An 11,976-nucleotide genomic window follows, 5' to 3' on the forward strand; every position below is an offset into this window, starting at 1 on the left:
CGCACGTAGACCAAGGTCCTGCCCAGCGACCCATTGGCCCCGAGCCGCCTCCGTTTCATGCTGCGGCACTGCGGCACGGGGCGATCGCGCGATAATCTGCCCTCCCGCACGCCTCGGTCCGCCTGCCATGTCCCGTCTCATCCTGCTCAACAAACCCTACGGCGTGCTGTGCCAGTTCTCCGACGAAGATGGGCGTCGCACGCTGAAGGACTATGTCGCCGTGCCGGGCGTCTATGCGGCGGGCCGGCTCGATACCGACAGCGAGGGCCTGTTGCTGCTGACCGATGACGGCGGGCTGCAGCACCGCATTGCGGATCCTCGCCACAAGTTGCCCAAGACCTACCTCGTACAGGTCGAAGGCGAACCCGACGATGCCGCCCTGGCGCGCTTGCGCGCGGGTGTGGACCTGGGCGACTTCCATACCAGGCTATGTGATGCGCGGCGCGTTGGCGAGCCTGACTGGCTGTGGCCGCGCGAGCCGCCGGTGCGTTTCCGCAAGAGCGTGCCGACAAGCTGGCTCGAGATCGTGCTGCGCGAGGGCAAGAACCGCCAGGTAAGGCGCATGACCGCGAAGGTGGGGTGCCCGACCCTGCGCCTGGTGAGGCTGGCGATCGGGCCGTGGACCCTGCACGGACTGGCGCCGGGGCAGTGGCGCGAGGCGGCTGCCGCCGACTTGCCGCCGCTACCCGGGGCGGGCGGGGGCGCGACGGCGCGGGGCGGGTACGGCAAAGGGGAGCGGGCTGCGGCTCGTCAGCCCATGCAGGGCGCAGGTAAGATGCGGCGCACGATGTCTCGAACGGGGTCCCGAGGATGATGATTCGCCGCCTGCTTGCCCATGCCTGCCTGTCGTTTGTCGCGCTTGTGCCCGGCGCTGCGGCACTGGCGCAGATTGCCATGCCGGTCGCCGAACTGGGCGCGGGCATGTACCGCATCGAGGCCGAGGTTGCGCATACCTTCGAGACGCGCCAGGTCGGCCTGATGAACCGCGAGGCGATGGCCTTGCATCGTGGCATGGTGTTCGTGTTCCCAGAGGATGCGCGGCACTGCATGTGGATGCGCAATACCTTCCTGCCCTTGTCGGTTGCCTTCCTCGACGCCGAGGCCAGGATCATCAACATAGAGGACATGCAGCCACAGACCGAGACCAGCCACTGTGCAGCAGCCCCGGCGCGCTTCGCGCTGGAGATGAACATCGGCTGGTTCGCCGAACGTGGCATCCAGGCGGGCGACGTGCTGCGCGGCTTTGCTGCACTGCCCCCGGCACGCTGAACAGCGGCCTGCCGACGCGGGCCAAGACAGGAATTAGCTGGCTTTCCGGGCTTTTATCGGGCGGCAGATATTGCCGCCGTGCGCCGATAATCCGCACACGTCTTCTCGCGTCCAGGTCCATCCGGGCGGAGCGGGGGGCGGACGGAGCCGGCCGTGGCCGAAGAAAGCGACCTCGAGAAGACAGAAGCCCCCTCACCGCGACGTCTGGAACAGGCACGCGAGGAAGGCCAGGTCCCGCAATCGCGGGAGCTGTCGACCTTTCTCGTCACCGTGACCGGCGCTGCGGCGCTGCTGCTGCTGGGCAACTGGATGGCGACGCGCATCGCAGGGGTCGTGCGCAACGGTTTCGCCTTCGATCGTGCGACGGTGTTCGACCATGTGCTGATGCTCGACGTGCTCAACCGCATGCTCAGCGGAGCCCTGCTGACGTTGATGCCGCTGTTCTTCATCCTGCTGATCGCGGCGGTTGCGGCACCGGTGCTGCTCGGTGGGCTGGTCTTCGCGCCCAAGGCGCTGGGCCCGAACTTCGGGCGCATGAATCCCATCCAGGGCCTGGGCCGCATGTTCTCGGTGCATGGCCTGGCGGAGATGGTGAAAGCCATCCTCAAGTCGCTGGTCGTGGGCGGGGTGGCGTCGCTGGTGCTGTGGATGAACAAGGACCACCTGTTCGACCTCATGGTCGAGCCGCTCGAGGTCGGCATGGCCGACTTCTCCAGCATCGTGGCTTTTGGCGCGCTGTTGATCGCGCTCAGCCTGGGCCTGCTGGCGCTCATGGACGTGCCTTTCCAGCTCTGGCAGTACCAGAAGAAGCTGCGCATGACCAAGGAAGAGGTCAAGCGCGAGAACAAGGAGCAGGAGGGCGACCCGATGGTCAAGGGCCGCATCCGTGCCTTGCAGCGCGAGATGGCGCGCAGGCGCATGATGGCCGAGGTGCCCAAGGCCGATGTGGTGGTCACCAACCCGACGCACTTCTCGGTTGCGCTGCGGTACGACGCCGAACGCATGGGGGCGCCGGTGGTGGTCGCCAAGGGGCGTGGCGAGCTGGCGCTGAAGATCCGCGAGATTGCCGCCGAACATGGCGTGCCGATGCTCGAGGCGCCGCCGCTGGCACGTGCGCTGTACGCCCATTGCGAACTCGAAGCCTCCATCCCGGCCGCGCTGTACACCGCGGTGGCCGAGGTGATGGCCTATGTGTACCAGCTCGACGCCTGGATCAAGCAGGGTGGCCTGCCGCCGGCCGTGCCGGCTGCGCTGCCGGTTCCGGCCGGCATGGATCCCGGCGTGCCTGGGGAATGAACGCCTGACTTATGCCCATGAACGACATCCTGAATCTGCGCCAGCTGCTGACTTCGGCCAACCTGCGCCAGCTTGCCGCGCCAATTCTCATCGTCATGATCCTGTCGATGATGGTGCTGCCGCTGCCGGTGTTCCTGCTCGACGTGTTCTTCACCTTCAACATCGCGATCTCGGTGATGGTGATGCTGGTGGCGATGTACTCCAAGCGCCCGCTGGACTTCTCGGTATTCCCCACGGTGCTGCTCGTCACCACCTTGCTGCGCCTGGCGCTGAACGTAGCGTCCACCCGCATCGTGCTGCTCGAAGGCCACGGTGGCGGCGACGCGGCAGGCAAGGTGATCGAGGCCTTCGGCAGCTTCCTGGTGGGCGGCAATACGGCGGTTGGCCTGGTGGTGTTCGTGATCCTCACCATCATCAACTTCGTGGTGATCACCAAGGGTGCGGGGCGTATCGCGGAAGTGTCGGCGCGCTTCACCCTGGATGCGATGCCCGGCAAGCAGATGGCGATCGACGCCGATCTCAACGCCGGCCTCATCGACGAAAAGGAGGCCAAGCGCAGGCGCAAGGAGATCGCCCAGGAGGCGGACTTCTATGGTGCGATGGACGGTGCCTCCAAGTTCGTGCGCGGTGACGCCATTGCCGGCATCATCATCCTGGTGATCAACATCCTCGGCGGCCTCTTCGTCGGCGTCATGCAGCACGAGATGGCGGTGGGCGAGGCGGGGCGCACCTACACCCTGCTCACCATCGGCGACGGGCTGGTGGCGCAGATTCCGGCGCTGATCATCTCGGTGGCCGCCGGCCTGGTGGTGTCGCGCGTCGGCGACGAGGGCGACATTGGTGGGCTGGTCATTGCGCAGGTGTTCTCCAACCCCACGGTGATGACCCTGACCGCCATCATCATCGGCGTGCTCGGCCTGATCCCGGGCATGCCCAACCTGGTCTTCCTGCTGATTGCGGCCTGCCTCGGGGCGCTCGCGTGGCTGCGCCGGCAGCGCGTTGCCGAGGAGGTAGCGGCAGCACGGCCCGAGTCCGAGGCGCCCGTGCAGCAGCCTCAGGCCGATGCGCTGGAGGCGAGCTGGAACGACGTCTCGCAGGTGGACGTGCTCGGCCTCGAGGTCGGCTACCGCCTGATTCCGATGGTGGACAAGGGCCAGGACGGCGAGCTGCTCAAGCGTATCCGCGGCCTGCGCAAGAAGTTTGCCCAGGAGGTCGGATTCCTGTCCTCGCCGGTGCATATCCGCGACAACCTGGAGCTCAAGCCCAACGGCTACCGCATCGCGCTCAAGGGCGTCGAGGTCGGTGCTGGCGAGGCCTATCCAGGCCAGTTCCTCGCCATCAACCCGGGGCGGGTGTCCGGCCCGCTGGCCGGGCGCGAGACGACCGATCCCGCGTTCGGCCTGCCCGCGGTGTGGATCGACACGGCTACGCGTGACCAGGCGCATGCCCTGGGCTATACGGTGGTCGACGCGAGCACGGTGGTGGCCACCCACCTCAACCATGTCATCCTCAACCATGCTGCCGAACTCCTCGGTCGCCAGGAAACGCAGGCGCTGCTCGATCACGTGGGCAAGGATTCGCCCAAGCTCATCGAGGATCTCGTGCCGAAGACGCTGGCGATCGGTACCTTGCAGCGCGTGCTGCAGAACCTGCTCGAGGAAGGCGTCAACATCCGCGACATGCGCAGCATCATCGAGGTGCTGGCCGAGCATGCACCGCGTACCCAGGACCCGTTGCAGCTCACCACCCGCGTGCGCGAGGCGCTTGGGCGCGCGATCATCCAGAGCCTCTTCCCGGGCAATGGCGAAGTCCAGGTCATGGCGCTGGAGCCTGGGCTGGAGCGCATCCTGCTGCAGGCCATGAGCGTGGGCAGCGAAGGCGGGGCGATCGAACCCGGGCTGGCCGACACCCTGCTGCGCCAGACTGCGCAGATCGCCCAGCGCCAGGAGGACATCGGCCTGCCGCCGGTGCTGCTGGTGCCCTCGCAGTTGCGCACGCTGCTGTCGCGCTTCCTGCGCCGTGCGGTGCCCAGCCTCAAGGTCATCTCCAACTCCGAGGTGCCCGAGAGCCGCACCATCCGCGTTACCGCCATGGTGGGGGCGCAGGGCTGACCGCAGGCGCGCGCCAGGGTATCGCGCGGCGCGCGCAGTGAGGTCCGAATAGACGGGGTAAAGCCGCTTTATTCGGCCCCTGGGCATTGACGGGGTGTGGCGATAATTCCCATCAAGCAGTGGTCGACATCGACCGCCGGGAGAACCGCCATGAACGTCAAACGCTACTTTGCCCCTACCGCCCGTGAAGCCCTTCGCGCTCTGAAGGAGGCGCTCGGTCCCGATGCGATCGTGCTGTCGAACCGTGCGGTCGACGGCGGCGTCGAGATTCTTGCCCTGCCCGGCGACGCCGTCGGTGCGCTGCAGGCGGCCAACCGCGCCACGATGGCTGCGCGCAGCGGTGGCCAGGGCAGGGTGGCGGACGAGTCTGCGTCCGGTTCCCGCCCCCAGGCCGAGGCCGTTCAGCGTGCGCCCGCCCCCTTGGCCGATGAAGGCGATTTCCAGGTCAGTCTGTCTGCCCTGGCGGCGAGCGCAGCGCGCTCGGCGGCGCGCGGCGGACAGCGTGCGGAGCCGAGCGCGGAGAGCACCGGCCCGGTGGTGCGCCCGTTCAACCCGCCGCGGATCGAGACCGCCGATTACGCCATGCGTGGCCGCGAAGCCGTGCTGCGGTCGGCATCGGCGCGCGGTCGCAGCGATCAGGCGAGTGCGCCGGCAGTCACCCGTGCGGCGGCGCAGGGCGACGAGTTTGGCGGCGCACGTGTGCGCGAATTGCAGGAGACCAACGCCCGGCTGATGTCTGAACTGGCCGGCATTCGCGGCATGATCGAGCGTCAGCTGGCCGGATTCGCCTGGGGTGAGACCCGGCGCCACGCGCCCGCGCGCGCAGCGATGCTGGGCGAGCTGCTCGAGGCTGGGTTCTCGGCGGCCATCGCGCGCAAGCTGGTCGAGGCCGTCCCCGAGGATGCGAGCCGCACCGAAGCGCGCGAGGCAGTGGGCAGCATGCTCGACCGCATGATGCGTGCGCGCTCGTCCGACGAGGATCTGCTCGATCGCGGCGGCGTGTATGCCCTGGTGGGGCCGACCGGGGTGGGCAAGACCACGACCACGGCCAAGCTCGCGGCGCGCTGCGTGGTGCGCCATGGCGCCGGCAAGCTGGCCCTGATCACCACCGACGGCTACCGCATCGGCGCCCAGGAGCAACTCCGCATCTATGGCCGCATCCTGGGGGTGCCGGTGTATTCGGTGCGCGATGGTGCCGACCTGCGCCAGACTCTGGCGGGTCTGCGCAACAAGCACATGGTGCTGATCGATACGATGGGCATGAGCCAGCGCGATCGCCTGGTCGGCGAGCAGGCGGCGATGCTGTCGGCGGCCGGAGACGTGCGCCGTCTGCTGCTGCTCAACGCCACCGCGCGCGGGGATACGCTCGACGACGTCGTCCGCGCCTACGCCGGCAACGACCTCGCCGGCTGCATCTTCACCAAGGTTGATGAGTCCGCGGCGCTGGCGCCGGCGCTCGACGTGGCCGTGCGTCATGAGCTCGACATCCGCTATCTGACCAATGGTCAGCGTGTGCCCGAGGATCTGCACCTGCCCAATCGCGCCTACTTGCTGCACCGCGCGCTGCGCGAGCATGCGGGCGAGTCACCGTGGCGCCTCGATGGCGACGAGGCGGGCATGTTGCTCGCCGCAGCCGGCATGGGAGCCTGACATGATCGACGGACGCGAAGACCAGGCGGCAGGCCTCAGGCGCCTGTTCCGCCGCGCGCCGCCGGTGGTGGTGGCGCTGTATGCGTGTGGCCGGCAGCGCAGCCACACGGCCGTGCTTGCTGCTCATCGGCTGGCCGGCCGCGCCGAGCGCGTGCTGATTCTGGACGAGGCCCAGGGCCAGGACGCCCTGGGCGGCGTGCTGGGTACGGGCGAGGGCACGGACCTGCTGCAGGTGCTGGACGGGCGTACGACTCTTGCCGCGGTGGTGCAGCCGGTGCCCGGTCTGGTGGGGCGGGTGCCCGTGGCGGCGGCCGCGCTGGCCTTGCCGTTGCTCGACGATGCACGCCGTGCCTGCCTGGTCGAGGCGCTTCGCTTGCTGCACCGCCATGCGGGCTTCGTCCTCGTGCATGGCGCGGGCGAGGCGGCAGCGCAGCCGTCGCCCTTCGTCAATGCGGCGCCATGCCGGCTGGTGGTGGCAGAGGCCTGCGCGAGCGGTGCGACCGAGGCTTATCGGGTGATCAAGGGTCTGGCTTCGGCAGGTGCAGGTTCGGTGCATGTTGCCGTCAGCCGGGCGCGCGACCGCAGCGATGCGCAAGCCTTCTTCGCCACGCTCGAAGCACTCGTGCGCCGACATGTCGGTGTGCCGCTGGCCTGGCTCGGCGAGGTCGAACGCGATGACATCGCCAATGGTCTGCGCCAGCCGCTGCAGTGGAATTCGCGCGACGCAGGCGCTGCATTCATGCGTCGTATCAATGCCATGGCACGCGCACCACGTGTGATGCGTGCCTGAGTCCCGTCATGGCTTTCAATATTCCCGCTGGTAATCCCGCCCCCGCTGCGGGAAAATCACCGCCTCCGGTTAGCGGAGCCAGCGCGGGCAGGGGCTCGCGTCGTCCCAAGATACAGGTTGAATGGATGTACGACGCCAACGGCAACCTCGACAAGAGCAGCCTCATCGAAGCGTATGCGCCGCTCGTCAAGCGCATCGCCTTCCAGCTCATGTCCCGGCTACCGGCCAGCGTGGATGTGGATGACCTCATCCAGAACGGCCTCATGGGGCTGCTCGATGCGCTCGGCCGCTATGAAGAAGGCCTCGGTGCCCAGTTCGAGACCTATGCAGTGCAGCGTATCCGCGGCGCCATGCTCGACGGCTTGCGCGAGAACGACTGGCTGCCGCGCAGTTTGCGCCGCGACATGCGGCGTATCGAGGCGGCGATCCATGCGCTCGAGCAGCAGTTCGGCCGCCAGCCTTCGGAGACGGAGCTTGCCGAGTCGCTCGGGGTCTCGCTCGACGAATACCAGCGCATGCTGCAGGAGGCACGCGGCCACCAGCTCGTCTATCTCGAGGACTTCAACCGCGACGAGGACGACGATTTCCTCGAGCGTCACCTGGCAGCCACGGACAGCAATCCGCTCGACCTGCTCGAGGACAGCGAGATGCGCGAACGCCTGGTCAACGCGATCTGCGCGTTGCCCGAGCGCGAGCAGATGGTGATGGCCCTGTATTATGACGAAGAGCTCAATCTGCGCGAGATCGGTGCGGTTCTCGGCGTGACCGAGTCGCGGGTCTGCCAGTTGCACGGCCAGGCCGTGGCGCGCCTGCGTGCGGGGCTCTTCGAAGGCAGCTCCACGCTGCCACCACAACGCCGGCGCGGGCGACCGCCCAAGAAGGCGGCCAACTGAACACAAGCCCTGACAAGGATGCGTGTGCGTATCTTGACGCCTCATCATGGATAAGATCAGCCTCGTCGGCCTGACGCTCGGCATTGCGGCCATCGTGATCGGCCAGGTGCTCGAGGGCGGGCATATCTCCTCGCTGGTGCAGCCCACGGCCTTCCTGATCGTGATTGGCGGCACGCTGGGTGCGGTGATGCTGCAGAGCCCGCTGCGCAGCTTCGTCGAAGGCATGCGCATGGCGCGCTGGGTGTTCGTTCCGCCGGCGATGAGCTCCCAGGCGGTCATCGAGCAGGTCGAGAACTGGAGCCATGTGGCGCGCAAGGAGGGGCTGCTGACGCTCGAGAACCAGATCGAGAGGCTGTCCGACCCCTTCATGCGCAAGGGGCTGCAGCTGCTCGTCGACGGTGTCGAGCCCAACCGTCTGCGCGAGATACTGGAGGTCGAGGTCGGCGTCTGGGAAGGGCAGCTGCGCCAATCCGCGCGGGTGTGGGAGGCGGCCGGCGGTTACGCCCCCACCATTGGCATCCTGGGCGCAGTCATGGGCCTGATCCACGTGATGGAGAACCTTTCCGATCCGTCGCGGCTCGGTGCCGGCATTGCCGTGGCCTTCGTCGCGACGATCTATGGCGTCGGCTTCGCGAACCTGGTGTTCCTGCCGATCGCGAAGAAGCTCGTAGCCCATATCATCACCCTCACGACCCAGCGCGAGATGTTCATCGACGGGCTGGTCGGCATTGCCAACGGCGACAATCCACGCATCATCGCCAGCCGCATGCAGGGCTACGTCGTCTGAGGGCGGGGCGGCCATGCGGCGCAGGCGCAAGCTCGACGAAGAACATGACAACCACGAGCGCTGGCTGGTCTCCTATGCCGACTTCATCACGCTGCTGTTTGCCTTCTTCGTGGTGATGTATTCGCTGTCCTCGATCAACGAGGGCAAGTATCGGGTGCTGTCCGATTCGCTCGTCCAGGCGTTTCGCAACGTCACCGTCAACGACAGCAGCGAGCAGATCGCGCTGCCCCAGGTCACCGTGGTGCCACCCCGACCAGTCACTGCGCAGGCCGTCCCGGCGGTCGATCCGCAGGCCGAGGTCCGGCGCCGGGAGATGGCGCAGCGCATGCGCAACATGGCGGACGACATCCGGCGCGTGCTCAACCCGTTGACGCAGGCCGGCCAGGTCAACGTCACCGAAGGGGCATTCGGCGTCAGCGTCGAGATCAACGCCAGCCTGTTGTTCGCACCCGGCGATGCAGCGCTCGGCACGCAGGCGGTCAATGCGCTGCGGGCCGTTGCCCAGGTGCTGGCGCCGGCGGGGTTTCCGATCACCGTCGAGGGCCATACCGATGCAGTGCCGATCAGTACGTTCCGCTTTCCGTCCAACTGGGAGCTTTCGGCGGTGCGTGCATCCACGGTGGCGCGGCTCTTCATCGACAGTGGCGTGCAGCCCGATCGCTTGACGGTGGCGGGCTACGCGGACCAGCGCCCGGTCGCCGGCAACAGCACGGAAGAAGAGCGTGGCCGCAATCGGCGGGTGACGATCCTGATCGAGTCGCGGACGGCCGACGTCGCCCCCGATCCGCGGCCGGCCAGCATCCCTGCGGGCGATCCGATTCGCTCGATCCTGCCCGACGGATTCTGAGCCGCCGGGCAACGCCGCACGCCTCAGCTTGCAGGCCGTCTCCAGGGCGCAGGATATGTTTACAAGCGCCCTCAAGTTGGTCGCTGGCAGGCCGATATGAGCGATGATACGGCCATGCGGCGTATGCCCTGGACCTGCACTCGCAGGCCCTCGCTGCATGCGTTGCGACTGGTTTGCCCGCGTCCTGCTTCCTGGAGTGGTACCTGAATGAAGAGCGGCATTATCCCGGTGGATCGAGAGGTGCGTTTCGATGCGCATGAGATCATCGTCTCCAAGACCGACGTCAAGGGCATCCTCACCTATGCCAACCGCGTCTTCATGCGTGTTGCCAATTTTTCGGAGCGGCAACTGCTTGGCAAGCAGCACAACGTGATCCGTCATCCCGACATGCCGCGTGGGGCGTTCCGCTTGCTCTGGAAAACCCTGGGCGAAGGCCGCGAGTGGTTCGGCTTCGTCAAGAACATCACCGCCGATGGCGCCTACTACTGGGTGTTCGCGAACGTCACGCCCGACCATTCCGACGGCCGGCTGATCGGCTATTACTCGGTGCGCCGGCAGGCGCCGACCGGCGCGATACGGGAGATCGAGCCGCTGTATCGCGAGATGTGCGCAATCGAGGCCCGCGCAGGCGCCAAGGATGCGCCGGATGCCTCGATCGCCTGGCTCACGCGTCAGCTCGAGGCCCGCAGCACGAGCTACGAGGCCTTCGTGCTCGATTGCTACAAGCGCCACCTGAAGAACGGGGAGTGAGTCGATGAGCAGCACGAGAGTTCTCGCACAAACGAGCGGGACCAGCCGCGGGCGGCTGTTTGCGTCGCAGCAGTTCACCCTGATGTGTGCAATCTACATCGGCACCGTCTGGATGCTGGCTGGCTTCAATGTATGGACTTCGGGCTGGAATGTCCTCAACACCTTGCTGCCGCTGGGGACGCTGGCCTACGTCGTGTTTTCCTTCGTGCATCACCGCCGTACGCTGGACGCGGTGACCCGCCTCAACGAGGCGATCGTGGCGGCGCGCAAGGGCAATACCCACCATCGCATCACCAATGTCTCGGGTTTGGGCGAGATCGGCCACGTTGCTTGGAACTTCAACGACCTCATGGATGTGGTCGAAACCTACTTCAAGGATGTGTCGAACTGCTTCGAGCGGGCTGCACGGCGCGACTTTACCCGCCCTGCGCTCCCCATGGGTATGCCGGGGGATTTCGGCAAGTCCGAACACGAGATCAATCACGCGCTCGAGGCCATGCTCAAGGCGGACGAGTTCTCACGGCGCAACCGCCTGTCGGCCAACCTGCACGAGATGAACGCCGGCTCGCTGTTCAAGAACCTCAGGATCAACCAGAACGACATGCTCAACGTGTCCGAGCTGATGAGCGACGTACTCGACATTGCGGAGCGCAACGGCAGGGGGGCGCGTGACAGCAGCGAGACGGTGGCCGACCTGCGCGCCACCATGACCTCGATGCATGGCCGGATGCAGCGCATGGGGAGTGCGGCGGGGGAGTTGGGTGCCTCGAGCCAGGAGATCGACCACACGGTGAAGCTCATTTCCGAGATTACCGAGCAGACGAACCTGCTCGCGCTCAATGCAGCCATCGAGGCTGCTCGCGCCGGAGAGGTCGGTCGCGGCTTTGCCGTCGTTGCCGACGAGGTGCGCAAGCTCGCGGATCGCACGCGCCAGGCCACCGAGGAGATCGGCAAGGTCGTACGCAGCCTGCGCGCCTGCGTGGATGAGATGGTCGACCAGACCGGTGGGGTCAGCGGCCAGGTTGCGGAGGTTACCGACCGCGTGAGGCTCTTTGCCGATGGGTTCGCCGACGTGGCCCAGTCAGCCGACGAGACCATCCGCCTGATCGGTACTGCCCGCGAGCGAGTCTTCGGCACGCTGGTCAAGGTCGACCACATCATCTACATGCAGAACGCCCATGTCGCGGTGGAGAGCGGCGGGCGCGAGCGCGTCGAGGAAGTCTCGGTGACGGCGCGCACGTGCCGGCTCGGCCACTGGTACTACGAAGGCGACGGGGCACGGGCGTTCGCGGGAGCACCCGCCTATCGCAGCCTGGAGAGGCCGCACCATGCGGTGCATGACGGCGTGCAGCGTGCGGTGGAGGCTTCGCGGGGAGACTGGCTGCACGACGAGGCCGTCTTCAAGCGCATCGTGGACGAGATGCGCGCCGCCGAAGCGGCCAGCAGCGAGGTCATCCGGCTGATTGGCGAGATGATCGAGCACAAGCGGGTGGAGCAGGGGCGCAACGGGAACACCCGGCACTAGCTTGTGTCCGGGCATGCCGGCCGTGCCCGGCCCGAAAGCTGGGGGCACGGGGCGCTGC

At 67.1% G+C, this 11,976-nt stretch carries 11 protein-coding genes; all 11 read left to right on the forward strand.

Features of this window, described 5'->3' with window-relative positions; genetic code table 11:
* The first annotated feature begins 127 nt into the window (after positions 1 to 127).
* Positions 128 to 814, forward strand: coding sequence for a pseudouridine synthase (locus LQF09_RS07970; protein WP_270069614.1), 687 nt, complete (start codon positions 128 to 130; stop codon positions 812 to 814).
* Positions 811 to 1,269, forward strand: a complete 459-nt coding sequence (locus tag LQF09_RS07975) for a DUF192 domain-containing protein (RefSeq protein WP_270069615.1) — start codon at positions 811 to 813, stop codon at positions 1,267 to 1,269. Before LQF09_RS07970 ends, LQF09_RS07975 begins: the two co-directional genes overlap by 4 nt.
* Positions 1,270 to 1,422: 153 nt before the next feature.
* Positions 1,423 to 2,565: a flagellar biosynthesis protein FlhB gene (gene flhB / locus LQF09_RS07980; protein ID WP_270069616.1), complete on the forward strand. Its 1,143-nt coding sequence runs from the start codon at positions 1,423 to 1,425 to the stop codon at positions 2,563 to 2,565.
* A gap of 17 nt (positions 2,566 to 2,582) precedes the next feature.
* Positions 2,583 to 4,676, forward strand: coding sequence for a flagellar biosynthesis protein FlhA (gene flhA, locus LQF09_RS07985; RefSeq protein WP_002923998.1), 2,094 nt, complete (start codon positions 2,583 to 2,585; stop codon positions 4,674 to 4,676).
* A gap of 150 nt (positions 4,677 to 4,826) precedes the next feature.
* A complete protein-coding gene (flhF, locus tag LQF09_RS07990) occupies positions 4,827 to 6,326 on the forward strand; it encodes a flagellar biosynthesis protein FlhF (protein WP_270069617.1) in 1,500 nt (499 codons plus the stop codon).
* 1 nt (position 6,327) lies between these two features.
* Positions 6,328 to 7,116, forward strand: a complete 789-nt coding sequence (locus tag LQF09_RS07995; RefSeq protein ID WP_002924001.1) for a MinD/ParA family ATP-binding protein — start codon at positions 6,328 to 6,330, stop codon at positions 7,114 to 7,116.
* A 125-nt stretch (positions 7,117 to 7,241) separates the two neighbouring features.
* Complete coding sequence (locus LQF09_RS08000) at positions 7,242 to 8,009, forward strand: RNA polymerase sigma factor FliA (RefSeq protein ID WP_002944024.1); 768 nt, start codon at positions 7,242 to 7,244, stop codon at positions 8,007 to 8,009.
* A gap of 46 nt (positions 8,010 to 8,055) precedes the next feature.
* Positions 8,056 to 8,796, forward strand: coding sequence for a flagellar motor protein (locus LQF09_RS08005; protein WP_002924003.1), 741 nt, complete (start codon positions 8,056 to 8,058; stop codon positions 8,794 to 8,796).
* A gap of 13 nt (positions 8,797 to 8,809) precedes the next feature.
* Positions 8,810 to 9,643 (forward strand): flagellar motor protein MotD, encoded by an 834-nt coding sequence (motD, locus tag LQF09_RS08010; RefSeq protein WP_002924004.1) that lies wholly within the window; start codon positions 8,810 to 8,812, stop codon positions 9,641 to 9,643.
* Between the two features lie 207 nt (positions 9,644 to 9,850).
* Positions 9,851 to 10,393, forward strand: a complete 543-nt coding sequence (locus LQF09_RS08015; RefSeq protein WP_002944022.1) for a PAS domain-containing protein — start codon at positions 9,851 to 9,853, stop codon at positions 10,391 to 10,393.
* An 82-nt stretch (positions 10,394 to 10,475) separates the two neighbouring features.
* On the forward strand, positions 10,476 to 11,918 hold the full coding sequence (locus LQF09_RS08020) for a methyl-accepting chemotaxis protein (RefSeq protein ID WP_443081780.1): 1,443 nt from the start codon (positions 10,476 to 10,478) through the stop codon (positions 11,916 to 11,918).
* Positions 11,919 to 11,976: the final 58 nt, after the last annotated feature.

The organism is Thauera sp. WB-2, assembly GCF_027594845.1.
Taxonomy (GTDB): Bacteria; Pseudomonadota; Gammaproteobacteria; order Burkholderiales; family Rhodocyclaceae; genus Thauera; species Thauera mechernichensis.

Excerpts from the sequence above, each read along its gene's own strand:
- LQF09_RS07975 (WP_270069615.1), top strand. The coding sequence starts at position 811 with ATGATGATTCGCCGCCTGCTTGCCCATGCCTGCCTGTCGTTTGTCGCG.
- LQF09_RS08005 (WP_002924003.1), top strand. The coding sequence starts at position 8,056 with ATGGATAAGATCAGCCTCGTCGGCCTGACGCTCGGCATTGCGGCCATC.
- LQF09_RS07995 (WP_002924001.1), top strand. The coding sequence starts at position 6,328 with ATGATCGACGGACGCGAAGACCAGGCGGCAGGCCTCAGGCGCCTGTTC.
- flhF (WP_270069617.1), top strand. The coding sequence starts at position 4,827 with ATGAACGTCAAACGCTACTTTGCCCCTACCGCCCGTGAAGCCCTTCGC.
- LQF09_RS07970 (WP_270069614.1), top strand. The coding sequence starts at position 128 with ATGTCCCGTCTCATCCTGCTCAACAAACCCTACGGCGTGCTGTGCCAG.
- motD (WP_002924004.1), top strand. The coding sequence starts at position 8,810 with ATGCGGCGCAGGCGCAAGCTCGACGAAGAACATGACAACCACGAGCGC.
- LQF09_RS08015 (WP_002944022.1), top strand. The coding sequence starts at position 9,851 with ATGAAGAGCGGCATTATCCCGGTGGATCGAGAGGTGCGTTTCGATGCG.
- LQF09_RS08000 (WP_002944024.1), top strand. The coding sequence starts at position 7,242 with ATGTACGACGCCAACGGCAACCTCGACAAGAGCAGCCTCATCGAAGCG.
- flhA (WP_002923998.1), top strand. The coding sequence starts at position 2,583 with ATGAACGACATCCTGAATCTGCGCCAGCTGCTGACTTCGGCCAACCTG.
- LQF09_RS08020 (WP_443081780.1), top strand. The coding sequence starts at position 10,476 with ATGTGTGCAATCTACATCGGCACCGTCTGGATGCTGGCTGGCTTCAAT.